This is a genomic window from Pseudomonas sp. NPDC088444, assembly GCF_044900175.1.
Taxonomy (GTDB): Bacteria; Pseudomonadota; Gammaproteobacteria; order Pseudomonadales; family Pseudomonadaceae; genus Aquipseudomonas.
The window spans coordinates 338473-364075 of record NZ_JBJDNK010000003.1; the positions used below are offsets into that span (position 1 = coordinate 338473).

Genomic DNA, 25603 nt, shown 5'->3' on the forward strand with positions numbered 1-25603 from the left:
GGCCCGACAACGGCGACCGAGCTCCCTTTTTTGCAGAGGAAAGACGATGAAAAGATTTCTCAAGGTATCGGCTGCAGCCGTTGCGCTGGTGTTCGCGGGCTCAACGCTGGCGGCGGGCAAAGAGCTGTTGATCGCGACGGACACCGCGTTCGTGCCGTTTGAGTTCAAGCAGGGCAATGAATACGTCGGGTTTGACATTGACCTGTGGGCGGCCATCGCCAAGGAAATGGGCGTGAGCTATCAGCTCAAGCCGATGGATTTCAACGGCATCATCCCGGCCCTGCAAACGAAAAACGTCGATGCGGCGCTGGCCGGTATCACCATCAAGGAAGAGCGCAAGCAGGTCATCGATTTCTCTGACGGCTACTACGACAGCGGCTTTCTGCTGATGGTCAAAAGCGACAACACCTCGATCAAGGGTGAAGCCGATATCGCTGGCAAAAGCCTGGCGGTGAAAAGTGGCACGTCGGCGGCAGACTATGCCAAGGCCAACCTCAAGGCTGGTGATCTGCGCCAGTTCCCGAACATCGACAACGCTTACCTTGAACTGCGCACCGGGCGGGTAGACGCTGCGATGCACGACACGCCGAACGTGCTGTATTACATCAAGACCGCTGGCGAAGGGCAGGTCAAAGCAGTGGGCAGCCAGATGATGGCGCAGCAATACGGCATCGGCTTCCCCAAGGGCAGCGAACTGCGCGAGCCGGTCAACGCGGCGCTGAAAAAGCTGCGTGCAGACGGCACCTACGCCCGCATCTACGAAAAATGGTTCGGCACCCAGCCGCAGTAAATCCTGTCCGCGTCAATCGAGAGTCTTATTTATGCAATTTCAATGGAGCGCCATCTGGGATGCGCTCCCCGTTCTGCTGGACGGCGCCAAACTCACCCTGTGGATTTCCATCCTGGGGTTGATCGGTGGCGCCATCATCGGCGTGGTCGCGGGCTTTGCCCGTGCCTACGGTGGTTTCTTCAGCAGCCGGGTAGCGCTGGTTTTCATCGAACTGATCCGTGGCACCCCGATCATGGTGCAGGTGATGTTCATCTATTTCGCCTTGCCGCTGATGATCCCGGTGCGGATCGATCCGTTCGGTGCTGCCGTGACGACCATCATGCTCAACTCCGGGGCCTACATCGGCGAAATCACCCGTGGCGCCGTGCTGTCGATCAACAATGGCTTTCGCGAAGCGGGTCTGGCGCTGGGCTTGTCCCGACGCGACACCTTGCGCTATGTCATCGCGCCTCTGGCCTTCCGCCGCATGATCCCGGCGTTGGGCAACCAGTGGATCGTCAGCATCAAGGACACCTCGCTGTTCATCGTGATCGGCGTGGCCGAGCTGACGCGCCAAGGGCAGGAAATCATCGCCGGTAACTTCCGGGCCATGGAAATCTGGACGGCAGTGGCTGCGATTTACCTGATCATCACGCTGATCCTCAGCTACATCCTGCGACGCACAGAAGCCAGGCTGAAACTCCTATGATCGAATTCAAGAACGTTTCCAAACACTTCGGTAGCACTCAGGTGCTGCACGACATCAACCTGAGCATCGACAGCGGGGAAGTGGTGGTCATTATCGGCCCGTCGGGCTCGGGCAAGTCCACGCTGTTGCGCTGCATCAACAAGCTGGAAGAAATCACCGAAGGTGATCTGGTGGTCGATGGCTTGAAGGTCAACGATCCGAAGGTGGATGAGCGGCTGATTCGGCAGGAAGCCGGCATGGTGTTTCAGCAATTTCACCTGTTCCCGCAGATGACCGCACTAGAGAACGTCGCCTTTGGCCCGATTCGTGTGCGCGGCGCCAGCAAGGCGGACGCACAGGCCTTGGCCCGTGAACTGTTGGCCAAGGTCGGTCTGGCAGAGCGCGCCGATCATTACCCTTCGCAGCTTTCCGGGGGGCAGCAGCAGCGCGTGGCAATTGCCCGGGCGCTGGCGGTCAAGCCAAAGATGATGTTGTTCGACGAGCCGACCTCCGCCCTCGACCCCGAGTTGCGCCATGAGGTGCTGACGGTGATGAAGTCGCTCGCCGAGGAGGGCATGACGATGGTCATCGTCACCCACGAAGTCGATTTTGCGCGCAAGGTCGCCAGCCGTCTGATCTTCATCGACAAGGGCCGGATTGCCGAGGATGGCGCGCCCGAAACGCTGATAGCCAACCCGCCCAGCCCGCGCCTGCGGGAATTTCTTCAGCACGTTTCTTGAGGTTGCCCAGCCATGTTCACTGAAATTCACGCGGGTGGCAGTGCGTTCGACCTGGGGCGGCGTCTGGGCGAATTTGGCCGCGAGGCCGTACACGCCAAATTGCGGCCGCTGGCGCTGTGGCGTTATCTGGCAGCCCAGGCGCACACCGACAAGGCGCAGCAGATGCAGCGTCTGGTGCGCGAGCATTACCCTCGTTACTGGCAGGAAATAGAAGGTCTGGCGTCGGGGCTGGCGTTGCCGCTCGATGAGGTATTCCTGTGGAACTGTCGCGGCGATTTCGCCCGCACGGCCAGCGTCGACGGTTGCACCACGGTGTTTGGCCAGACGGACCACGGCACCTTGATCGCCCACAACGAAGACGGTCTGCCGCAACTGCGGGGCGATTGCGCACTGCTGCATGCCCGTCCTGACGAGGGAGCGGCGTTTACCAGCTTCATCTATCCGGGCTCGATTCCGGGGCATACCTTCGCGGTCAATGAATTCGGGGTGGTCGCGACGGTTAACAACATTCGTCCGATGGACATTCCAACAGGCATACCTCGACAGATTCTGGGGCGTGCTTCTCTGGACGCCAAATCGGTCGACGAGGCCATTACGGCGGTGTGGGATGGGCCCAGAGCGGGCGCGTTTCACCATGCGTTCGGGCAGGCCGGGACGTCACGCGTGGTCAGCGTCGAGGCCACCAGCGAAGGCGTTGCGGTGGTGGAAGTCACAACCATTGGGGGGCATTCGAACCACTTGGTTCACGACGCCCTCGATGGCGTGGGGCAGGTGATCACAGGCAGTTCCGGTGCCCGCCAACAGCGCGTGAATCAATTGCTGGCAGAGTCGGCGCAGAGGTTCGATGCGCAGCGGGCAGTGGCGATTCTGCGTGACGAGCATCATTCGGTATTGCCGATCTACCGGTGCGCCGCCGATGACCCGGACGATGAAAACACCTTGGCCACCGCGGTCTTCACCCTGACCGCCAGCGCTGTAGAATGGCGGGTTCATACGCGCCGCGTCACGGACCATCCTGACGCCTGGGGTGTCGTTTCTCTTGCCTGATAGTGGATTGCCCCGATGACCAAGCCCAACGAATCCCTGCCTGAAACCGTGGCCGACCTGAAACAACTGCTCTCGGCCATCGAGCATCAGGAAGTGGACATCGTGCTGGGTGGCAGCTCGACCCGCGTGCTGACCTCGATGATCGAATCACCACAGCGCGCAGCGGTGTCGTCGATCACCGAGCTCGCCGAGCAACTGGGGGTGAACGCCTCGACGCTGTCGCGGCTGGCGCGGCGGTTGGGGTATTCGGGGTTCAGCAAGTTGCAGGACGTGTTTCGTCGCGAACTGACCGAGGGCAAGAGTTTCTACAGCGACCAGGCGTCGCGGCTGGTGGTGAACGCCGATGACATGGGCACGCTGAATCAACTGACCCGCCTCGGCCGTCAGGAAAGCGCCAACATCGCCAGCATGATCGAGCAAGTGGACCCGGTCGCGTTTGGTGATGTGGTGCAACGCTTGTGCAGCGCGAAGCGGGTGCGGATTCACGGCATGCGTCAGTTCAACTCACTGGCGCTGTTCATGTCCTATGGCTTGGGCATGCTGCGCCCGGACGTCAGCGCTCTGGATTCCAGCCGTCAGGGGGTGGCCGATGCCCTTGCACAACTGGAAACAGGGGACCTGCTGGTGGTCGCCAGTTGTTTTCCCTACACCCCGAGCGTGTTAGCGACTGCAGAAGTCGCCGCCCGACACGGCATCGACGTCGTGGCCCTGACCGACTCCGCCAGCTCACCATTGGCCAAGAGCGCGATTCACAGTTTCTATGTGCCTAATCACAGCCTGTTCTTCAGCAACAGCATGTGCGCGTTCATGCTCCTGGCGCAGGGCTTGTTGAGTGCCGTGGCCAGCTCGCTGGGCGAGGCATCGGTGGCGGCGCTCAAGTACCGGGAGACATTGATATCCGAGCTCAATTCGTCGCTGTGAGGCCTCAATCCTCAAGCTTCACAGGCGCCAAGCCCCTGTGGCAGTCCGTCTTGCCGACGGCAGCGATTTTGAGGGCGACACCTCAAGGTCAGGACGACGAGCGATGTGCCTCAGGGTGTCGCGCCAACGGCGGATCCATAAAAAACCCGCCTGATCAGGCGGGTCTTTTTCAATCTCGATCCGTTATTACAGCTCTTTAACAGTGCGGATCTGATCTTTGTTGATGCGGGTCTCTTTGCCGTCCAGTTGTTTGAACTCATAGAAACCGGAGTCTTCATCGTACTTCGGCGTGTCCGTTGCCTGGATTTCACGGCCGTCGTTCAGGGTGATCACAGTGGGCGAAGAGCAACCAGCGAGGGTGGCAAGGCCAAGTGCGAGCAGGAAGGCTGCGGGAATAGTCCGTTGTTTCATTACTGTGTCTCCGAGGATAATTCTTTGTGTAGTGAGGTTTCTGACGCAGCGGTTGTGCGCAAAGTTCCATGAAACATCGGCTGCCGGGCTACGGCGTGATATCGATCAATAGATCCGGTGTATTCAGGTTGGCCAAACGCCGGTCGCCAGCCTCGCATTGCAACGCGACCGCGCCCAGTTCGGCCATGGTTTGGCGGGGACTGCGCTGGCCTTGTTGCCAGTGTCGCTCGAACACCGCGCGATGCACGGTCGGAATACAGCACAACAGCGGCTCCCATTGTTCACCTTGGCGAATCATCACCGGTTGGCCGGGATGATCAGCGGCGGTTTGTCGCAGCCCTTTCAACAGTTCGACATCCAGCAGCGGGGCGTCACAAGGCATCACCAGCAGAAATTCATGCCGGGCCACGGCCAGGCCTGCACGAATGCCTGCATAGGGGCCGGGAAAATCCTGCTCGTCGTCCCGCACCAATTGATCGGCCAGCGGCGCATAGTGCTCGTGATTGCGGTTGCAGGAAATGATCAGGTCGTCGGTCAGGGGCCGGGTCAGGCGGTGCAGGTGCTGAATCAACGGCTCGCCGCGCCATTCGATCAGGCCCTTGTCGCGGCCACCCATGCGCTGGCCCTGACCTCCGGCGAGCAGCAGGATCGAGCAGGGGGGCAGGGGGGCGGACGGGGTCATGGTGCACTCGTTCAGCAGAGAAAAAGGAGGCCCTGTGATATAACACCGGTCTGTTTTCCCTACAACTGGACCTCGCCGATGAAAGCCAAGGCTGATACCCCATTCGTGCCGCTGAACATTGCCGTGCTCACCGTCAGCGACACCCGCACCTTTGAAAATGATACCTCCGGGCAGATGTTCGTCGATCGCCTGACCGCCGCCGGTCATGGCTTGATCGAGCGCAAACTGCTCAAGGACGACCTGTACAAGATCCGCGCTCAGGTCGCGACCTGGATTGCCGATGACGAAGTGCAGGTCGTGCTGATCACCGGCGGCACCGGTTTCACCGGGCGCGACAGTACCCCTGAAGCCGTGGCCTGCCTGTTGGACAAACAGGTCGATGGTTTTGGCGAGCTGTTCCGCCAGATCTCGGTGCCGGACATCGGCAGTTCCACCATTCAATCCCGCGCGCTGGCCGGTCTGGCCAATGGCACGCTGGTCTGCTGCCTGCCGGGTTCGACCAACGCGGTACGCACCGGTTGGGACGGGATTCTGGCCGATCAACTGAACAACAGCTTCCGTCCCTGCAACTTCGTGCCTCATCTGAAAAAGGCCGAGCCGTGTGCAACCCGTGGGTGAATGGCGATGAGCAAGCCTGAAGTGCGTGGCCTGATTCCCGTGGAAGACGCCATGGAACGGCTGATGAGCCTGGCCGCTGCGGCGCCGATCACCGAGCGTGAAACCGTGGCGTTGGCCGACGCGCAAGGCCGTATTCTCGCCGAAGACCTCATCTCCACCCTCGATCTCCCGCCATGGCCCAACAGCGCCATGGATGGCTATGCCTTGCGCGTGGCGGACTGGACCGGGGAACCGCTGCCGGTCAGCCAGCGGATTTTCGCAGGCCAGGCGCCGGAGCCGTTGCAGCCGGGCACCTGTGCGCGGATTTTCACGGGGGCGCCGGTGCCGGAAGGTGCGGATTGCGTTGAGATGCAGGAAAACGCCGAGGTCCAGGCTGACGAGCGCGTGCGCTTCCTCGAAGCCCTGAGCATCGATCAGAACATCCGTCCCAAAGGCCAGGAAACCACCGTCGGCGACAAGGTTCTGGACGCGGGCACCGTCATGACCCCGATTGAGCTGGGCCTGGCCGCCACCCTTGGCCGGGGCGAGTTGCAGGTCGTGCGTCGCGCCCGTGTGGCGGTGCTGTCCACGGGCGATGAGTTGATCGAGCCGGGTCAGGCCCTGGGGCCGGGGCAGATCTACAACAGCAACCGCGTGTTGCTGTGCAGTTGGCTCAAACGCTTGGGGTGCGAGGTCGTCGATGCGGGCATCCTGCCGGACAACCTGGAGAAAACCCGCGAAGCGCTAGGGGCATTAGGCGATGTTGACCTGATTTTGTCCACGGGCGGTGTGTCAGTGGGCGAGGCGGATTTCCTCGGCCATGCCCTGCGCGAAGAGGGCGAGATTTCCCTGTGGAAACTGGCGATCAAACCGGGCAAGCCGCTGACTTTCGGCCATTTCCGTGGCGTGCCGGTGATCGGCTTACCGGGCAATCCGGCCTCGACCCTGGTGACCTTCGCACTGCTGGCCCGGCCTTATCTACTGCGCCGTCTGGGCGTGCAACAGGTGACGCCGCTGTCGTTCAAGGTGCCCGCCGGTTTTGTCTGGCCCAAACCGGGCAATCGTCGCGAGTACCTGCGCGGCCGTCTGGAGCAGGGGCGGTTGATCGCTTATCGCAATCAAAGCTCGGGCGTGCTGCGCAGTGCGGCATGGGCGGACGGCTTGATCGAGGTGATAGAAGGCACAACGGTTGCCGAAGGCGATCTGCTGAATTTCATTCCTTTGAGTGAGGTCATGGGCTGACCAGCGGTTGGATCCCATCAGCGGATCCTGAGCTACCCTCAATTGCGTGTCATGACAAATGGGTATCCCGTATTTACCCCGGAGTATTGTTATGCAGCCTTTGCGTGTGGCCTGTGTGATCCCGACCTACAACGGGCGCAGGGAGCTTGAGCGGTTGCTCGACTCCCTCTGGGCGCAAACCGCCGAGTTCGACACCCTGATCGTTGATTCCAGCTCCACGGACGGCACTCTGGAGCTGGCGCAGTCACGCTGCAACGGCGTGATCCGCATCGATGCCAAGGACTTCAATCACGGCGGCACCCGGCAGATGATGGCTGAGGCCCATCCCGGTTACGACGTGTTCGTCTACCTGACTCAAGACGCTTATCTGGAAGATCCCCGGGCGGTGGAGAACATTCTCGCGCCCTTCGAGGATCAACTGGTAGGCGCGGTCTGTGGTCGTCAGTTGCCCCATCTGGATGCCACGGTGCTGTCGCAGCATGCACGCTGGTTCAACTACCCCCCGGTCTCGCGGGTCAAGAGTCTGGACGACGTGCCGGAGTTGGGGATCAAGGCGCCGTTCATGTCCAATTCCTTCGCCGCCTATCGCCGTGATGCGCTGCGGGCGGTGGGCGGCTTTCCGCGGCATGTGATCCTGTCGGAAGACATGTACGTTGCGGCTAAGATGCTGCTGTCGCACTGGAAAGTGGCTTATCAAGGTTCGGCGGTGTGTCGTCATTCCCACAACTACACCCTGCGTGAAGAGTTTCGCCGCTACTTCGACATCGGTGTTTTTCAGGCGCGGGAGTCGTGGATTCACGCCAAATTCGGCGGCGCTCGGGCCGAAGGCTTTCGCTACGTGAAGTCCGAGCTGGATTTTCTGGGGCTGCGTCGCTGGTATCTGTGGCCTGCGTCGTTTGTGCGCAACGGTCTGAAGTTGCTGGCGTTCAAGCTGGGCAAGGAAGAGGCGCGGCTGTCGCGGCCCTTGAAGAAGCGGTTGGGGATGTACAAGCGCTTCTGGGACAGCGAAAACGCTTGAATCGGCGCGATATAGCTCAGCGTGATAATGCGTTGAGCATCATGGCGAGCAGTCGATTCGTGCGTCTGGTGCACTGATACACTGCCCAAATGTAAATTTTTCTTCATCCGTGGGCTTTTTAAACTACCGGTCATGACCCAGATGCCCGGAGTTGAACGCCCATGCCACGCCTTGTTCTGACCCGCGAACTCAGCGCTCGCACGCGAGTTGCGTCGTGACGGCCGCAGCACCGGCCCCGGCGATCAAGGCCGCAACACCCGCCGCGTTCGGTTTGCAAACCATTTTGGGACTGGTGGGCGTGTTGCTCGCGGTGCTGGTCGCCGGGATCAACGAGGGCGTAACCCGCATCGCGCTGGCCGACATTCGCGGAGCAATGTTCATCGGTTATGACGAAGCGACCTGGGTCACGTCGCTGTACTCGGCCACGTCGTTGACCGCCACGGCCTTCGCGCCGTGGTTCGCCGTCACGCTGTCCCTGCGCCGCTTTACCCTTGGCGCGATCGCCGCGTTCGTAGTGTTTGCGCTGCTCTGTCCGCTGGCCCCGAATTACCATGCGTTTCTGATGTTACGCATGCTGCAAGGCCTGGCAGCGGGTTGCCTGCCGCCCATGCTGATGACCGTCGCGCTGCGTTTTCTGCCGCCGGACATCAAGCTGTACGGTCTGGCGGGCTACGCGCTGACGGCCACTTTCGCACCGAGTCTGGGCACGCCACTGGCGGCGTTGTGGACTGAATACTTCAACTGGCAGTGGACCTTCTGGCAGGTCGTCACGCCTTGCGTGGTGGCGATGATTGCCATTGCTCACGGCATTCCCCAAGACCCGCTGCGTCTGGAGCGCTTCGAGACCTTCAACTGGCGCGGCGTGCTGCTGGGCGTTCCGGCGATCTGCATGCTGGTGACCGGGGTGTTGCAGGGCAACCGGCTGGACTGGTTCGAATCGACCCTGATCACCGTTCTGCTGTTCGGTGGCGTGGGGCTGTTGGCGCTGTTCATGATCAACGAATGGTTCACCCCGGTGCCGTTCTTCAAGTTGCAGATGCTCTCCAACCTGAACCTGTCCCATGCGCTGATCACCCTGGGCGGCGTGCTGGTGGTGCTGACCGCGACGGGCTCGATTCCCGCAGCCTATCTGGCGCAAGTCCACGGTTATCGGCCGTTGCAAACGGCGCCGATGATGCTGCTGGTGGCCCTTCCGCAACTGTTGGCGCTGCCGCTGGTGGCGGCGCTGTGCAACCTCCGTGCAGTGGATTGCCGCTGGGTGTTGACCACGGGGCTTTCGCTGCTGGCGCTGTACTGTTTCGCGGCGACGCAGATGAACCCCGAGTGGATTCGCGACAACTTCTACGCCCTGCAACTGTTGCAAGTGGTCGGCCAGCCCATGGCGGTGATGCCGCTGCTGATGCAGGCCACAGGCGGTATCGCGCCACCTGACGGGCCGTTCGCCTCGGCGTGGTTCAACACCGTGCGCGGCTTGGCGTCGGTCGTCGCCACCGGCGCGCTCGATGCTCTGACCACGGCGCGGCAGCACTTTCACTCCAACGTGCTGGTGGACCGATTGGGCAACAGCCCCGAACTGGCGGGCCAGGACTCGGCGGCCTCTCTGGCGCATCGCATTCACGAACAGGTTGTGACCCTGACCAGTATCGACCTCTTTTACTGCATGGGCTGGGTCGCTGCCGCGCTGATCCTGTTGATTCCTCTGATGCCGAGCCGGGTGTATCCGCCCCGTGCCGTGGCCTGATTTTGCACCTCTTGAGACTGACTTCATGAACATGACTTCAAAACAAACCCTGGCCCTGTGTGGGGTCGTGATCGCCCTCGCGGCGGTGGGCATTTACGGTTTCACCGGCACCGGTGGCCGCCAGAGCACCAACGACGCCTACATTGCCGTCGACTATTCCAACGTGGCGCCGAAAGTTGCGGGTTTCATTGGCCAGGTACTGGTAGAGGACAACCAGCAGGTCAAGGCCGGGCAGCTTCTGGCGGTGATCGACGACCGGGATTTCCGGACCGCGCTGGCCGCTTCCGACGCCGACGTACTGGCCGCCAAGGCGCAATATGAACAGGCCTCGGCGGTGTTGCAGCGCCAGACCTCGGTCATCGCACAGACCGAAGCGACGCTGGCCGCCAACAAGGCCGAAGTGACCTTCGCTGAACAGGAACAGGCGCGTTACGACCATCTCGCCGGAATGGGCGCAGGCACCGTGCAGAACGCCCAGCAGGCGCGCAATCGCATCGACACCGCTCGCGCCCGCTTGAACAGCGCGACCGCCTCGCTGGCCGCTGACCGTAAACAGGTCGACATTCTGGTGGCCCAGCAACACGCCGCCGAAGCCGGCTTGAAACGTGCCCAGGCCGCTCGCGATCAGGCGCAGTTGCAGTTGTCGTACACGCGCATCGTCGCTCCGGTCGATGGCATGGTCGGTGAGCGCGCGGTGCGCATCGGCAACTACGTCACGCCGGGTACGCGCCTGCTGTCGGTGGTGCCGCTGGATCAGGCCTACGTCGTCGGCAACTTTCAGGAAACCCAGCTGACTCACGTTGCGCCGGGGCAAACGGTGGACGTGCGCGTCGACACGTTCTCCGGCGATACCCTCAAGGGCCGGGTGCAAAGCATTGCGCCTGCGACCGGCGTGACATTCGCCGCGATCAAACCGGACAACGCCACGGGCAATTTCACCAAGGTCGTGCAGCGCCTGCCGGTGAAGATTGTGCTGGATCCGCACCAGCCGTTACTCAGTCGGTTACGGGTGGGGATGTCGGTGGATGCCAGCATCGATACCCGGTCGGGCGGGGCAGAAGGGGTCAGTGCGCGATGAGCAGGGTGATGATGCGACAGGGCCTGACAGTGTCGGCGCTGGCGCTCGCCTTGTCGGCGTGTCAGGCGGGCCATGATTTCCAGCCGCCCAAGGCAGACGCCCAAGTGGACTGGCTGCCGACCCAGGGCGAGCAAGCAGTCAGTCACCCGCAGGCATCACCGATCAAAGAGCGTTGGTGGGAGGTGTTCAACGACCCGTTGTTGTCGTCGTTGATCGACCGGGCGACGGCGGCGAGTCTGGACCTGAAAATCGCCACCACACGCCTTGAACAAAGCCGCTCGGCACGGCAGGTGGTGGCGGGGGATCAACTGCCGTCAGTCTCGGCAGGGTTGGGTTACCAGCGTGCCCGCAACAGTGGCGAAGGTCTGAACGATCCGTCGGGCAACAGCGGCAAATCGGCGTTCAACCTGTGGGACGGCGGGTTGGATGCCTTCTGGGAAATCGATCTGTGGGGGCGGGTCAAACGTGAGGTCGAGGCCGCCGATGCCACGGTCGCCGTGGCTGAAAATGACCGACGCGGCGTGCTGCTGTCGGTGCAGGCCGAAACCGCCCGCGATTACCTGCAACTGCGCGGTGTACAGGACACCCTGGCCGTGACGCGGGAAAACATCGACGTCTCGCGCAACAGCCTGGCGCTGTCGAAAGTGCGTCTAAACAGCGGCGTCGCGACCGATCTGGACGTGGCCGAGGCCTCGGCGCAGGTGGCCACGGTCGAAGCGCGTATTCCGTTGCTGGAGCAGCGTCAGGCGCAGTTGGTCAACGCCCTGAGCCTGTTGCTGGCCCAGCAGCCAAGAACCTTGCAAACCGAACTTTTGCACGCTACTGAACGCGCGCCACTGCCCGAAGCGATCCCTGTCGGGCTGCCTTCGGAGCTGGCCCGGCGTCGCCCGGATATTCGCCAGGCCGAGGCACGCATGCACCTGGCGGCGGCCAGCGTCGGCGTGGCGGAGGGCGACTTCTATCCACGCATCGTGCTGTCCGGCAACGTCGGCTTTCAGTCCCTGCAACTGGCGGATTTCGGCAGTTGGGGTTCGCGTAACTTCGGCATAGGCCCGCAACTGAGCCTGCCGATCTTCGAAGGCGGGCGCCTGCGGGGCATGCTGCATCTGCGCCAAGCGCAGGAGCAGGAAGCGGCACTCAACTACCAGAAAACCGTGCTGCGGGCCTGGCAGGAAATCGATGACAGCATGAGCCTTTACAAGGCCAGCCAGTTGCAGCAACACAAGCTCGAAAACGCAGTGCAGCAGAACCGCATCGCTCTCGGCACCGCCCGGGAGCAGTACAAGGCCGGGGCCGTGGATTTCGTCAGTGTGCTGACCGTGCAGCGGGCATTGTTGGCGAGTCAGGAGCAGTTTGTTGACAGTTCGACGGCGCAGACCTTGGCGCTGGTGGGGTTGTATCGATCCTTGGGGGGAGGTTTTTAGGAGGCTGGATTTCTTCCGCAGATGGCCGACAATGACGCGACTTTGTTCCCACAAGAAAAGGCACGTCATGCAAAAGCCACTGCAAGGGATTCGGGTCATCGAACTCGGGCAACTGATCGCGGGGCCGTTCGCGGCGAAGATCCTCGGCGAGTTCGGCGCCGATGTGATCAAGGTCGAGCCGCCGGGCACGGGTGATCCGCTGCGTAAATGGCGCTTGCTGCACGAAGGCACGTCGGTGTGGTGGGCAGTGTCGTCGCGCAACAAGCGTTCAGTGACCCTTGATCTGCGTGAGCCGGAAGGCCAGGAAGTGGTGCGCAAGCTGCTCGCTGAGGCCGACGTACTGGTGGAGAACTTCCGCCCCGGCACCCTTGAAGGTTGGGGGCTGGGCTGGAAAGAACTGCACGCCCTCAACCCGAAACTGGTGATGCTGCGGGTGTCCGGCTATGGCCAGACCGGGCCTTATCGCGATCGCCCAGGCTTTGGCGTGGTGGGCGAGGCCATGGGCGGATTGCGTCACTTGTCGGGCGAGCCGGATCGCACACCGGTTCGAGTGGGCGTGTCGATTGGCGACTCGTTGTCGGCGCTGCATGGCGTCATCGGTGTGCTGCTTGCTCTGCGTCATCGCGACCAGAACGGCGGTGAAGGGCAGGAAATCGACGTCGCGCTGTACGAGTCGGTCTTCAACATGATGGAAAGCCTGATTCCCGAGTATTCGGTGTTCGGTGCCGTGCGCCAGCCAGCGGGCAGCAGCCTGCCGGGGATTGCGCCCTCCAATGCCTACCGTTGCCGCGATGGCCGTTATGCGTTGATTGCAGGTAACGGCGACAGCATTTATCAGCGGTTGATGGCGCTGATCGAACGGCCCGATCTGGCCAATGACCCGGCGCTGGCGCACAACGATGGACGGGTGAAACAGGTCGAGCTGATCGATGCGGCGATCTCTGCATGGGCGGCAAGTCTGGATCTGGACGAGGTGCTGGCCAAGCTGACGGCGGCGCGGATTCCGGCAGGCAAAATCTACGACGCGGCTGATATCGCCAGCGATCCTCATTACAAAGCGCGCGACATGTTGCTGCAGAGCCAGTTGGACGACGGCACCCCGGTGACCTTGCCGGGGATCGTACCGAAACTGGGCGCCACACCTGGCGGCGTGACCCGTTCGGCGCCGACCCTGGGTCAGCACACCGATGAAGTGCTGGAAGCGTTGGGGATCGATGCGCAGCAGCGGGCGCAGTGGCGTGGGCGAGGGGTGATTTGACGTAAGGTTGAACTTCTGTGGGAGCGAATTCATTCGCGAGACGTCAGTACAGCCGACGGAGATGTATCGGATGTACGGGCCAATCGCGAATGAATTCGCTCCCACAATACGCCATTCTCAATGGCTGCCGTTTCTCTCATCATCTCCCTTCATCGTAAATACGGACGCCCTCCCATGCCCTTGCCCGACATGAACCTGCTGATCGCCCTCGACGCCTTGCTCGAAGAGGGCAGTGTGGTCGGGGCGGCGAAGCGGATGCATTTGAGTCCGGCTGCGATGAGCCGGACGCTGACGCGAGTACGGGAAGCATTGGGCGATCCGGTGCTGGTGCGCGCAGGCCGCGGGCTGGTGCCGACGCCTCGGGCGTTGGCTTTGCAAGAACAGGTGCGCAGCCTGGTCGAGCAGGCCACTGAGGTGTTTCAGGCACGCGATGAGGTGGACATGCGCACCTTGCAGCGGCGTTTCAACGTGCGCTCCAACGACGTCTTCTTCGGCGCGTTCGGCGGCCATCTGGTGGACGCGCTGCGCCTTCAGGCCCCCGACGCATCGCTGCGTTTCGCGCCCGAAGGTGAGGGCGATGACGACGCCTTGCGCGAAGGCCGCATCGACCTGCACGTCACCTCGCGACGCAATTTCGGCCCTGAAATGAAGGTCCAGCAACTCTTCACCACACGCTTCGTCGCCCTGGCCCGTGAAGACCACCCCATCTTCAACGCGCCAGTCACCCCCGAGCGTTTTGCCGAATACGACCATGTCAGCGTCTCTCGTCGGGGTCGCCCCCATGGGCCTATCGATGCGGCGCTGGAGTTGCTGGGACTGTCCCGTCGCGTCACCTTGACCACGCCGAATTTCCACTCGGCGATTTTCTCCATCGCGGCGTCTGACCTGATCGTGTCGTTGCCGGAAACCGTGCTGTGGGGCATGGACGAATTGGGGCTGCGCATGCGTCCGTTCGTGATTCCGCTGGACTTCGAACCTGTCAACGTGGTGCAGGCCTGGCACCCGCGTTTCGACAAGGACCCGGCCCATCGCTGGCTGCGTCAAACGGTCAAGGACCTGTGCATGACCCATCAGGCGCGCAACCTGCCGATCTGCTGATCACGACACGCGCTCGCTCATCGCCGCCATGGCCACCGATGTCGCCGCCGTACGAGTCTCGACCCCTAGCTTGATGTAAATGTGCTCAAGGTGTTTGTTCACCGTGCGCGGGCTCAGTTGCAGGATGTCGGCGATGTCCTTGTTGGTCTTGCCGCAGGCCACCCAGCGCAGCACTTCGAATTCCCGTTCCGTGAGTTGAAAACGGCTCGCCAGCCGGTCATAGGCCGGGGCGTGGTCCAGGCCCATGGGCTGCGAGGCGTTGCGCGCCGATTGCAGGATGCGCGCGGTGCGCAGGTGCGAGGCCACCCGAGCCAGCACTTCCGCGCATTGAATGGGTTTGGTCACGTAGTCGATGGCACCCGCTTCGAAGCCTTTGACCACGTGTTCGCTGTCGGTCAGGGCAGTCATGAACAGCACCGGGATGTTGGCGGTGTCGGGCTGTTGCTTGATCAGGCGGCAGGTCTCGAAACCGTCCAGCCCGGGCATCATCGCGTCGAGCAGGATCAGGTCCGGCCGCCTGCGCTGGATGCGGTTCAACGCACTGGTGCCGTCCAGCGCGACCAGCACCATGTAGCCGGCCTCGTCCAGCGCATCGGACAACAGCGCCAGGTTGTCCGGGGTGTCGTCGACGATCAGGATCACGCCGGTGTCAGCGGGTTGAGTCAGGGCGTTCATTGAGGGCCTCCTTCAGTTGCAGGCTGAGTTCATCCAGGCGAAACCCTTTGGCCAGGGTGCGCAGGTCCGCCACGAAGCCGGCGCTGTCGGCGCTGTCCCGTTCGATGGCATCGAGCTTGTGCTGAATCCCGCGCATGTAGCCCAAGCCGCACAGTTCGTAGAGTTCTTCCAGGTCGCGACGGGGCGGCAGGCGCCATTCCGAGCGGGCGGGTGGTGCTTTGCGCAAGCGCCGTTGCCAGGTCAGGTTCAGGTGATGGGCGAGGCGGTCGAGCAACTGTTGCAGGTGCACTGGCTTGGTCAGGTAATCATGCTCCATCGACGGCAGGCTGTGGTCGTTGTTGTCGACCAGCGGGTCGGTGAAGGCATTGGCATTGGCCGACAGCACGATGACCGGCGCTCGGGACAGTGCGTTGTGGCGGATCATGCGCAAGGTCTGCCAGCCGTCCATGTCCGGCATCGACAGGTCCATCAGGATCAGGTCCGGATGCAGCAACGACACCTGACGTACCGCCTCGTGACCGTTGGCGGCCTGCACCACATCGAAGCCCAGCGGCGTGAGCATGCCCGAGATCACTTTGCGGTGTTCGATGTGGTCGTCCACCACCAGAATCCGCCGCCGCTCGCCTTCATAGCCGATGACGTCGTGATCCACATCGATGACCGCTTTTGGCACCCGCACTTCGGACAGAAACAGGCGCACTTGAAAGCGCGTGCCTTCACCCGGCTGGCTGGTCACCGACAGCGCACCACCCATTAACGCGGTGAGCATGCGGGTGATCGTGAGGCCCAGGCCGACGCCGTTGTCCTGACGCACCAGGCCGCCACGTTCGAAAGGCTGGAAAATCCGTTCGATCTGCTCCGGGGCAATGCCGATGCCGGTGTCGATCACATCGAAAATCGCCGTCTCGCGGCGGTAGCTGACACGCAGGCAGACTTCGCCGCTGTCGGTGAAATTCACCGCGTTGCCCAACAGGTTGATGAGAATCTGCCGCACGCGTTTTTCATCGCCGCGCACCACCACCGGCATGCGCCCGACCAGCTCCAGACGGAAGCGCAGACCCTTGTCCCGCGCGGTGCTGACGAACATCTGCTCCAGGTCACTGAGGAACTGCTGCAAGAGGATTTCCGAGGGTTCCAGCCGCAGTTTTCCGGCTTCGATCTTGGCCACGTCCAGCAGGCCGTCGATCAGCGACAGCAGGTGCGAGCTGCTGCGCAGGATGGTCGCCAGCGGGTCCTGATGTTGCGGCGGGGTTGCGGCGTCGCGCTGAAGAATTTGCGTGAAGCCGAGAATGCTGTTCAGCGGCGTGCGCAGCTCGTGGGACAGGCCAGTGACATAGCGGCTCTTGGCGGCGTTGGCCGCTTCGGACGCTTCCTTGGCTTCTTGCAAGGCCTTGTCGGTTTTGTCGTGGGCGTCGATTTCCTGAATCAGCAGCAGCGTCTGGCGCTCGGATTCTTCGAGGGCCACGCGACGGCTTTCCCGGGTCAGCACCACCCACCAGGCGAGAATTCCGGCGAACACGCAGAAGGTCAGGAAGGCCTTGAGAAACGCCAGCATCAGGGTGTGATGCACCTGCGGCGACTGGTCGATCAGGCCGTGGGCCACCTGGCTGTAGATCAACGCCAGCGCGCCAGACAAGCCCAGAATCAGGATCGTCAGCAGCCCCAGGTACTGCGCCAGCCGCGTGTGCAGGTATTGGCGCGGCAAACGGGGCAGCAAGCGGCTGACCAGATCCTCGAACTGCATCGACAGCCGTGCGCGCTTCTTGCACTGATCGCCACAGCGGGCGTCCAGCGAACAGCACAGCGAACAGATGGGTGAGCGATAGGCCGGGCACCACGCCATGTCCGGGGTTTCGAAGGCGTTGTTGCACAGCCCGCAACGCAGGCTGGCTTGGGGGCCATCGGGGTAGAGCAGGGCGTTGGCGCTGGTGCGGGCGATGTAATAGCGGCCTTTGGTGCGCCAGGCGATCAGTGGGGCGACGATCAAGGCGATGGCCAGTGAAATCAGCGGCGGTGCGGCTTGGGCCAGCTCGCCGAACACCCCGAAATGGGCGCAGAACGAGACCAGCGAAGCAATGGTCATTGCGCCGACGCCGACCGGGTTGATGTCGTACAGGTGCGCGCGCTTGAACTCGATATGCCGTGGCGACCAGCCCAGTGGCTTGTTGATCACCAGATCCGCCACCAGCGAGCCGATCCAGGCAATCGCCACGTTGGCGTACAGGCCCAGCACCTGCTCGATGGCGTCGAACACCCCCAATTCCATGAGGATCAACGCAATGATCACGTTGAACACCAGCCAGATCACCCGGCCCGGATGGCTGTGGGTGACCCGCGCGAAGAAGTTCGACCAGGCCAGTGAACCGGCGTAGGCGTTGGTCAGGTTGATTTTGATCTGCGAGATGATGACAAACAGCGTCATGGCTGCGAGCGCCCATTCCGGGGAACTGAACACGTAGCGAAAGGCGACCAGGTACATTTGCGTCGGCTCGGCGGCGCGCTCGATGGGCACTTCGTGTTGCAGAGCGAGGAAGGCCAGAAAGGCCCCGGCGAGAATCTTCAGCGCGCCGGGGATGATCCAGCCGGGACCGGCCATCAGCAGCGCCGCCCACCAGCGGATGCGGTTGGCGCGGGTTTTCTCGGGCAGGAAACGCAGGTAGTCCACTTGTTCGCCGATCTGGGTCACCAGTGACAGCGCCACGCTGAACGCTGCACCAAAGAACAGCAGATTAAAGGTGCCGCCTTCGCCTTCGCGCCCGGCAAAGCTGGTCAGGTCGCTCAGTGCCTCGGGGTTTTTCCAGATCACGAAGACGTAGGGCACCAGCAGCAAGGTCAGCCACAGTGGCTGCGACCACATCTGCAAGCGGCTGATCAGGGTGATGCCGTAGGCCACCAGCGGGATGACGATCACCGAGCAGATGACGTAGGCCAGCGCCAGCGGGATGCGGAAATACAGCTCCAGCGCCAGGGCCATGATCGCCGCTTCCAGGGCGAAGAACAGGAACGTGAAACTGGCGTAGATCAGCGAGGTGATGGTCGAGCCGATGTAACCGAACCCGGCGCCGCGGGTCAGCAGGTCCATGTCCACACCGTAGCGCGCCGCGTAGTAGCTGATCGGCAGGCCGGTGAGGAAGATGACCAGCGCCGTGGCCAGAATCGCCCACAGGGTGTTGGTGAAGCCGTAACTCATCACCAGCGCGCCGCCGATGGCCTCCAGCGCCAGAAACGACACCGCGCCGACCGCCGTGTTGGCGATGCGGAATTCCGACCATTTGCGAAACGACTTGGGCGTGAATCGCAGCGCGTAGTCTTCCATGGTCTCGTCGGCGACCAGGCTGTTGTAGTCACGACGGACCTTGATGATGCGTTGAGAGCCGGAAGGTCGCACGGTGGATTTTTCCAGAAAGTAAGGATCAAAAAGCCCGTCGTCCTGACGCTTGATTCATGTGGGAAATTCTATGTTGACTGGGCAACTGCTTTCGCCAGCAAGCCGGCTCCCACAATGCCCGCGCCGGATTCAGATTTGTTATTCGGCGCTGAATCTGTGGGAGCCGGCTTGCTGGCGAAAGCGACCTGCCAGTCAAACCATTTGCAACTGACTCACCGCTTTCACAACGGCCACGCCTGGTTTTCAGGAGCAAATTCCATGCCCCAGCGCTCGCACGGGCGTCAGCATGCCGCCAAACGGCGTTTCTGGCGCTACGTCAAATGACGTATGCCAGTACGTCATGCTGCGTATACCCCCAATCGTGCCCGGACTTCATGCTGGTTCCAGCTCGCGATGAGGCGCCATTCAGAGCGCTAGCGAGAACGACGACCCACTCAGGAGCCGGAACCATGGAATCACCACAGACCCACTTGAAACGCTTCCTCCCTCGACGGCTGACCCTGGGCGCGGCTGCGCTGTCGCTGATCGCCGCCGGTGTGTTCGGCCAGATGGCCGTAGCCGATGACGTGAACAGCACCGGCCTGGCCGTGACCCCGACCGAAGTCACCGTTGGCCAGTTGCACTCGGCCACGGGGACCATGGCCATTTCCGAAACCGGTTCGATTCAAGCCGAGCGTCTGGCCATCGACCAGATCAACGCCTCGGGCGGGATTCTCGGACGGCAGATCAAGGTGATTCAGGAAGACGGCGCCTCCGACTGGCCGACCTTCGCCGAAAAAGCCAAGAAGCTGCTGGTCGGCGACAAGGTCGCGGCAGTGTTCGGCTGCTGGACCTCGGCCTCGCGCAAGGCCGTATTGCCGGTGTTCGAGAAGGAAAACGGCTTGCTCTATTACCCGACTTTCTACGAGGGGCTGGAGCAGTCGAAGAACGTGATTTACACCGGCCAGGAAGCCACCCAGCAGATCCTCGCGAGCCTGGACTGGATCGCCAAGGAGAAGGGTGCCAAGACGTTCTACCTGATCGGCTCGGATTACATCTGGCCGCGCACCTCGATGAAGATCGCCCGCAAACACATTGAAAACGTGCTCCACGGCACCGTCGTCGGCGAAGACTACTACCCATTGGGCAACACCCAGTTCGGTTCGCTGATCAACAAGGTCAAGCTGAAGAAACCTGATGTGGTGTTCGCGGCGGTGGTCGGTGGCTCCAACGTGGCGTTCTACAAACAGCTCAAGGCCGCAGGCGTGACGGCGGCCAAGCAGAACCTGCTGACCCTGTCGGTCACCGAGGATGAACTGCTCGGCATCGGCGGCGAGAACATGGAAGGTTTCTACGCCTCGATGAAGTACTTCCAGAGCCTGGACAACCCCAACAACAAAGCCTTCGTCGAAGCCTTCAAGGCCAAATACGGCAAGGACGCGGTGATGGGCGACGTGACCCAGGCGGCCTACCTCGGCCCGTGGCTGTGGAAAGCGGCGGTGGAGAAGGCGGGCAGCTTCGATGTCGACAAAGTGGTCGCAGCTTCGCCCGGTATCGAGCTGAAAACCGCGCCGGAAGGCTACGTCAAAGTCCACGAAAACCATCACCTGTGGAGCAAGACCCGCATCGGCGAAGCTCAGGCCAACGGCCAGTTCAAGGTGATCTATGAGTCGGATCTGATCGAGCCGAATCCGTTTCCGAAGGGTTATCAGTAACTGAATCGCTGAAACTTGTAGTGATTCTGATCGTTCCCACGCTCCGCGTGGGAATGCCTGACGGCCGCTCTGCGGCCCCGTGACGCAGAGCGTCACCCGATGCGTTACCACGCGGAGCGTGGGAACGATCAAATTTCTGAAGAGGACACCACCATGCAATGGCTATCTGATTTCGGTGCCATCGCCGCCATGCAGGGTTTTAACGGGCTGTCCGTGTTCTGCGTGTTGCTGCTCATGGCCCTGGGGCTGGCGATCATTTTTGGCCAGATGGGCGTGATCAACATGGCCCACGGTGAATTCCTCACCATCGGCGCTTACACCACCTACGTGCTCTCGACTTTCGTGCAGAACCACATGCCGTCGATGCAGCCGTATTACTTTTTCTTCGCCATCGCGCTGTCGTTCGTGGTGGCGGGTGCCATCGGCTGGGCGGTTGAGCGGGTGATGATCAGCCGGTTGTACCACCGCCCGCTGGACACGTTGCTGGCCACATGGGGCCTGTCGCTGGTGATGCAGCAGGCGTTCCGCTCGATCTTCGGCGCCCGTGAAGTCAGCGCCAACCCGCCGGAGTGGCTGATGGGCGCAGTCAACCTGACCGACGCCATCGAAATCCCGAAAAACGGCCTGTTCGTCATGGCCCTGACCGTGCTGTTGACCGGCGGCATTTTTCTGATGCTGTACCGCACCCGCTGGGGTTTGCAGGTCCGCGCCACGGTGCAGAACCGGGTGATGAGCCGCGCCGTCGGCATCAACACCCGCAAGGTTGACCGAATGACCTTTGCCCTGGGCTGTGGGGTGGCGGGGGTTGCGGGGGCGGCGTTCACCACCATTGGCTCGACCGGGCCCACAGCGGGTTCGCTGTACATCGTCGACACCTTCCTGACCGTGGTCTTCGGCGGCGCGCAAAGCCTGCTAGGCACCATCGCCTCGGCTTTCGCCATCGCCCAGACGCAGTCGGTTTCCGAGTTTTTCATGAGCGGTTCGATGGCCAAAGTGCTGACCCTCTCCACCGTGATTCTGATCCTGCTGATGCGCCCTCAAGGGCTGTTCGCCAGCAAGGTCCGTAAGTAAAGGAGGCGTGCAGATGAACGCTTTAGACAAACTCATGGGCGGACGGCAGGGCGTGATCGGCCTGCTGATTCTGGCCGCGCTGATTCTGGTGGTGTTCCCGCTGACGCTGGACGCCTTTCGCCTGAACATGGTCGGCAAATACCTGACCTACGCCTTCGTGGCCGTGGGGCTGGTGTTGTGCTGGGGCTACGGCGGCATTCTCAGTCTGGGACAAGGGGTGTTCTTCGGCCTGGGCGGCTATTGCATGGCCATGTTTCTCAAGCTGGAGGCCAGCGACCCCGAGAGCACGAAAATCCAGTCCACGCCGGGCATTCCGGATTTCATGGACTGGAACCAGGTCACCGAACTGCCTGCACTGTGGATACCGTTTCACAGCTTCAGTTTCACGCTGGTGGCGGTCATTGCTGTGCCGGTGATTCTGGCGTTGGTGATTGGCGCGGCGCTGTTCAAGCGTCGAGTGGGCGATGTGTATTTCTCTATCGTCACTCAGGCTATCGCGCTGATCCTGACCGTGCTGATCATCGGCCAACAGGGCCTTACGGGAGGCGTCAACGGCATCACTGACCTCAAGACCCTGCTGGGCTGGGACATCCGTGGCGACGGCGCCAAGCTGGCGTTGTACTTCATCAACGCGTCCTTGCTGCTGGGCTGCATCCTGATCGGCAAATTCATCCTGGCGTCCAAGCTCGGCCGTCTGTTGATGGCGATGCGCGACAAGGAAGAACGCGTGCGCTTTTCCGGCTACGACGTGGCCAGTTTCAAGATATTCGTGTACTGCGTCGCGGCCGGTTTCTCGGCCATTGGCGGGGCGATGTTCGCGTTGCAAGTGGGCTTCATGTCGCCGTCTTTCGTCGGCATCGTACCCTCCATCGAGATGGTGATCTTCGCCGCTGTCGGTGGGCGCATGTCGCTGCTCGGCGCAGTGTACGGCTCGCTGCTGGTGAACTACGGCAAGACCTATTTCTCCGAGTCCTTCCCCGAACTGTGGCTGTACCTGATGGGCGGCCTGTTCATCGCGGTGGTCATGTATTTCCCCAACGGCCTGGCCGGATTGTGGGAAAGCCACGGGCGCATATGGCTGGCGGGGCTGAAGCGTAAACCCGCGCTGCCTGCCGCCCCTGCGCCTGCAAAACCGGCTGCTGCGACCAGCGCCCAACCCGTCAACAGCTCACTGGAGACTCAGCCATGACCACGGCCAGCGGCTTTCAGATGCCCAAACCGGTGCTGGCCGTCGAGGGCCTGACGGTGTCTTTCGACGGCTTCAAGGCGGTGGACGACTTGAACCTGTACATCGATCGCAACGAAGTGCGCGTGGTCATCGGCCCCAATGGCGCAGGCAAGACCACGGTGCTTGATTTGATCTGCGGCAAGACCCGTGCCACGGGCGGCAGCATTCAGTTCAACAACCGTGAACTGACGAAGATGAACGAATACGACATCGTCCGCGCCGGGGTCGGTCGCAAATTCCAGACCCCCTCGATCTACGACAACCTGAGCGTGTTCGAGAACCTGGAAATGTCTTTTCCCAAGGGCCGCACGGTGTTTGGCGCACTGTTCTTCAAACGCAGCCAGCCAGTGATCGAGCGGGTCAACGAAGTGGCAAAGGACATCTTCCTCGCCGACCTGTTGCAGCAACAGGCGGGGCTGTTGTCCCACGGCCAGAAACAGTGGCTGGAGATCGGCATGTTGCTGATGCAGGACCCTGAGTTGCTGATGCTCGACGAGCCGGTGGCGGGCATGAGCGTCAGTGAGCGCGCCCAGACTGCCGATCTGCTCAACCGCATCAGCCAGGGCCGCTCGGTGCTGGTGATCGAGCACGACATGGAGTTCGTCAAGAGCATCGCGCACAAGGTCACGGTGCTGCATCAGGGCAAGGTGCTGGCCGAGGGCAGCATGGAGTCGGTGCAGAGCAACCCGAAAGTCATCGAAGTCTATTTGGGCCACTGACGGGGCCACCGAGGAGCGCAGCATGTTCACCATCAATCAGTTGGCCTGCGGCTATGGCCAGAGCCAGATCCTCCACGACCTGGATCTGAACGTGGAAAAGCAGGAAATCGTCGCGGTCATGGGCCGCAACGGCATGGGCAAGACCACGCTGTTCAAGAGTCTGATGGGCATCCTCCCGCAATGGCGCGGCCAGGTGCAGGTCGAGGGCGTCGAGGTCTCGGCCATGGAAACCCACGCGCGGGTCGAGCATGGCATGGCCTACGTGCCTCAAGGGCGGATGATTTTTCCCTCAATGACGGTGCTTGAAAACATCCAGACCGGGCTGCCCGCGTCGGCCAAAGGCAAGGTGCCGGAAGACCTCTACGCGCTGTTCCCGGTGTTGTTCGACATGCGCGGGCGGCGCGGCGGCAACTTGTCCGGTGGGCAACAACAGCAACTGGCGATTGCCCGCGCGCTGGCGACCAACCCCAAGGTGTTGCTGCTGGACGAACCCACCGAGGGCATTCAGCCGTCGATCATCAAGGACATCGCCCGCACCCTCAAAGAGATCCGCACCTTGCGCAACCTGACCATCGTGGTCTCGGAGCAGGTGCTGTCGTTCACCCTGGAAATCGCCGACCGGTTTCTGGTGATCGAGAAGGGCCGCTTCGTCATCGAGGAAACCCGGGCCAATGTCGATGAGGCGACGATCAGTCGTTACCTGTCGGTTTAGCCCTACCCATTCGTGTCGTTCGATCTGGCGTCATCGCGGATGAATCCGCTCCCACAGACCGAACGCTTTCCCCTGTGGGAGCGAAATCATTCGCGATGGCGTCGCTACAGCCAACCCGAGTCATCCAAGGAGCACACCCATGACCGAAGTCTTGATCAAAGTCGACCTCAACCAACCCGCCACCGAAAACGAGCAGATCCACAACCGCTGGCACCCGGACATTCCGATGGCCTGCTGGGTCAAGCCCGGGGACGATTTCATTCTCGAAACCTATGACTGGACCGCCGGGGCCATCAAGAACGACGACGACGCCAGCGACGTGCGCGACGTCGACCTGTCCACGGTGCATTACCTGTCGGGTCCTGTGGGCGTGCAGGGTGCCGAACCCGGCGACCTGCTGGTGGTGGATCTGTTGGACATCGGCGCCCGTGCGGACTCGCAGTGGGGTTTCAACGGCTTCTTTTCGAAACAGAACGGCGGTGGTTTTCTCACCGATCATTTTCCGATGGCGCAAAAGGCGATCTGGGATTTCAAAGGCATGATGACCCGCTCGCGGCACATTCCCGGTGTTGAGTTCGCGGGGCTGATTCACCCTGGCCTGATCGGCTGCCTGCCGGACCACAAGATGCTCGCCGAGTGGAACCGTCGCGAGCAGGAACTGATCGACACCGAGCCAGGCCGCGTGCCGCCACTGGCCAACCCGCCCCACGCCAAGACCGCGCACATGGGCAAGCTCAAGGGGCCTGCACGGGACATGGCCGCCGCGACTGGCGCGCGTACCGTGCCGCCGCGTGAGCACGGCGGTAACTGCGACATCAAAGACCTGTCCCGTGGCTCGAAAGTGTTCTTCCCGGTGTACGTCGATGGCGCCGGGTTGTCGGTGGGCGATCTGCACTTCAGCCAGGGCGACGGCGAAATCACCTTCTGCGGCGCCATCGAAATGGCCGGTTGGGTGCACATGCGCGTCGAGCTGATCAAGGGCGGCATGGCCAAATACGGGATCAAGAACCCTGTGTTCAAACCCAGCCCCATCGTGCCGACTTACAACAAATACCTGATCTTCGAAGGCATCTCGGTGGACGAAGCCGGGCAGCAGCATTATCTGGACGTCAACGTCGCCTACCGTCAGGCCTGTCTGAACGCGATCAACTACATGACCAAGTTCGGCTATTCGCCTGCCCAGGGTTATGCGTTGCTCGGTTCGGCGCCGGTGCAGGGGCACATCAGCGGCGTGGTCGACATCCCCAACGCCTGCGCGACGTTGTGGTTGCCGACGGAAATCTTCGAGTTCGACATCAACCCGAGTGCCAACGGGCCGACGAAGTTCATCGATGGCAGCGTGGATCTGCCGATTGCGCCGGATAAGTGATACCCGATGAACCCGCCTTGATCGTTCCCACGC

General features: G+C 61.9%; 23 protein-coding genes. 19 read left to right on the top strand and 4 right to left on the bottom strand.

The window, feature by feature from the left end:
* Positions 1–46: 46 nt before the first annotated feature.
* The 5 genes from glnH to ACI2KB_RS08530 are packed head-to-tail and all read left to right on the top strand — an operon-like array spanning position 47 to position 4165.
* On the top strand, positions 47–790 hold the full coding sequence (gene glnH, locus ACI2KB_RS08510; protein WP_404633342.1) for a glutamine ABC transporter substrate-binding protein GlnH: 744 nt from the start codon (positions 47–49) through the stop codon (positions 788–790).
* A 31-nt stretch (positions 791–821) separates the two neighbouring features.
* Complete coding sequence (gene glnP, locus ACI2KB_RS08515) at positions 822–1478, top strand: glutamine ABC transporter permease GlnP (protein ID WP_404633344.1); 657 nt, start codon at positions 822–824, stop codon at positions 1476–1478.
* The gene (glnQ, locus tag ACI2KB_RS08520) at positions 1475–2197 is read left to right on the top strand and encodes a glutamine ABC transporter ATP-binding protein GlnQ (RefSeq protein WP_404633346.1); all 723 of its coding nucleotides are present in this window, start codon (positions 1475–1477) and stop codon (positions 2195–2197) included. The genes glnP and glnQ overlap by 4 nt, the downstream gene beginning before the upstream one ends.
* Before the next feature lie 12 nt (positions 2198–2209).
* Positions 2210–3244 (top strand): C45 family autoproteolytic acyltransferase/hydolase, encoded by a 1035-nt coding sequence (locus ACI2KB_RS08525; RefSeq protein WP_404633348.1) that lies wholly within the window; start codon positions 2210–2212, stop codon positions 3242–3244.
* Positions 3245–3259: 15 nt separating this feature from the next.
* Complete coding sequence (locus tag ACI2KB_RS08530; RefSeq protein WP_404633350.1) at positions 3260–4165, top strand: MurR/RpiR family transcriptional regulator; 906 nt, start codon at positions 3260–3262, stop codon at positions 4163–4165.
* A gap of 186 nt (positions 4166–4351) precedes the next feature.
* Here ACI2KB_RS08530 and ACI2KB_RS08535 read toward each other — a convergent pair whose 3' ends face one another.
* Entirely contained in the window at positions 4352–4576 is a 225-nt protein-coding gene (locus ACI2KB_RS08535) for a YgdI/YgdR family lipoprotein (protein ID WP_404633352.1), read from the bottom strand.
* Positions 4577–4664: 88 nt separating this feature from the next.
* Positions 4665–5258 (bottom strand): molybdenum cofactor guanylyltransferase MobA, encoded by a 594-nt coding sequence (mobA, locus tag ACI2KB_RS08540; protein WP_404633354.1) that lies wholly within the window; start codon positions 5256–5258, stop codon positions 4665–4667.
* Positions 5259–5336: 78 nt separating this feature from the next.
* On the opposite strand from mobA, the gene moaB reads away from it, so the two are divergent.
* The 8 genes from moaB to ACI2KB_RS08580 all read left to right on the top strand — a co-directional run bounded on the left by moaB (position 5337) and on the right by ACI2KB_RS08580 (position 14714).
* A complete protein-coding gene (gene moaB, locus ACI2KB_RS08545; protein WP_404633356.1) occupies positions 5337–5876 on the top strand; it encodes a molybdenum cofactor biosynthesis protein B in 540 nt (179 codons plus the stop codon).
* Between the two features lie 6 nt (positions 5877–5882).
* Complete coding sequence (glp, locus tag ACI2KB_RS08550) at positions 5883–7097, top strand: gephyrin-like molybdotransferase Glp (protein ID WP_404633358.1); 1215 nt, start codon at positions 5883–5885, stop codon at positions 7095–7097.
* Between the two features lie 91 nt (positions 7098–7188).
* Positions 7189–8115: a glycosyltransferase gene (locus ACI2KB_RS08555; RefSeq protein WP_404633360.1), complete on the top strand. Its 927-nt coding sequence runs from the start codon at positions 7189–7191 to the stop codon at positions 8113–8115.
* A 214-nt stretch (positions 8116–8329) separates the two neighbouring features.
* Entirely contained in the window at positions 8330–9856 is a 1527-nt protein-coding gene (locus ACI2KB_RS08560) for an MFS transporter (RefSeq protein ID WP_404633362.1), read from the top strand.
* A 25-nt stretch (positions 9857–9881) separates the two neighbouring features.
* The gene (locus ACI2KB_RS08565; protein ID WP_404633364.1) at positions 9882–10934 is read left to right on the top strand and encodes an HlyD family secretion protein; all 1053 of its coding nucleotides are present in this window, start codon (positions 9882–9884) and stop codon (positions 10932–10934) included.
* An 8-nt stretch (positions 10935–10942) separates the two neighbouring features.
* Positions 10943–12358, top strand: a complete 1416-nt coding sequence (locus tag ACI2KB_RS08570; protein ID WP_404633366.1) for an efflux transporter outer membrane subunit — start codon at positions 10943–10945, stop codon at positions 12356–12358.
* Between the two features lie 67 nt (positions 12359–12425).
* Positions 12426–13616 carry a CaiB/BaiF CoA transferase family protein gene (locus ACI2KB_RS08575; protein WP_404633368.1) on the top strand — a complete coding sequence of 397 codons (1191 nt, stop codon included), beginning with the start codon at positions 12426–12428 and terminating at the stop codon, positions 13614–13616.
* A gap of 174 nt (positions 13617–13790) precedes the next feature.
* Complete coding sequence (locus ACI2KB_RS08580) at positions 13791–14714, top strand: LysR family transcriptional regulator (RefSeq protein WP_404633370.1); 924 nt, start codon at positions 13791–13793, stop codon at positions 14712–14714.
* On the opposite strand, the gene ACI2KB_RS08585 is transcribed toward ACI2KB_RS08580, so the two are convergent.
* Positions 14715–15389 (bottom strand): response regulator, encoded by a 675-nt coding sequence (locus ACI2KB_RS08585; protein WP_404633372.1) that lies wholly within the window; start codon positions 15387–15389, stop codon positions 14715–14717. It abuts the gene before it with no gap.
* Positions 15364–18777, bottom strand: a complete 3414-nt coding sequence (locus ACI2KB_RS08590; protein WP_404633374.1) for an ATP-binding protein — start codon at positions 18775–18777, stop codon at positions 15364–15366. The genes ACI2KB_RS08585 and ACI2KB_RS08590 overlap by 26 nt, the downstream gene beginning before the upstream one ends.
* A 449-nt stretch (positions 18778–19226) precedes the next feature.
* On the opposite strand from ACI2KB_RS08590, the gene urtA reads away from it, so the two are divergent.
* The 6 genes from urtA to fmdA all read left to right on the top strand — a co-directional run bounded on the left by urtA (position 19227) and on the right by fmdA (position 25570).
* Positions 19227–20471, top strand: a complete 1245-nt coding sequence (gene urtA / locus ACI2KB_RS08595) for an urea ABC transporter substrate-binding protein (protein ID WP_404633376.1) — start codon at positions 19227–19229, stop codon at positions 20469–20471.
* Between the two features lie 153 nt (positions 20472–20624).
* Positions 20625–21542 carry an urea ABC transporter permease subunit UrtB gene (gene urtB, locus ACI2KB_RS08600; RefSeq protein WP_404633378.1) on the top strand — a complete coding sequence of 306 codons (918 nt, stop codon included), beginning with the start codon at positions 20625–20627 and terminating at the stop codon, positions 21540–21542.
* Positions 21543–21555: 13 nt separating this feature from the next.
* Positions 21556–22731 (top strand): urea ABC transporter permease subunit UrtC, encoded by a 1176-nt coding sequence (gene urtC, locus ACI2KB_RS08605; RefSeq protein ID WP_404633380.1) that lies wholly within the window; start codon positions 21556–21558, stop codon positions 22729–22731.
* Positions 22728–23489 (top strand): urea ABC transporter ATP-binding protein UrtD, encoded by a 762-nt coding sequence (gene urtD / locus ACI2KB_RS08610; RefSeq protein ID WP_404633382.1) that lies wholly within the window; start codon positions 22728–22730, stop codon positions 23487–23489. The genes urtC and urtD overlap by 4 nt, the downstream gene beginning before the upstream one ends.
* Positions 23490–23511: 22 nt before the next feature.
* Positions 23512–24201: an urea ABC transporter ATP-binding subunit UrtE gene (gene urtE / locus ACI2KB_RS08615; RefSeq protein WP_404633384.1), complete on the top strand. Its 690-nt coding sequence runs from the start codon at positions 23512–23514 to the stop codon at positions 24199–24201.
* Between the two features lie 139 nt (positions 24202–24340).
* The gene (gene fmdA / locus ACI2KB_RS08620) at positions 24341–25570 is read left to right on the top strand and encodes a formamidase (RefSeq protein ID WP_404633386.1); all 1230 of its coding nucleotides are present in this window, start codon (positions 24341–24343) and stop codon (positions 25568–25570) included.
* The last annotated feature ends 33 nt before the right edge of the window (positions 25571–25603 follow it).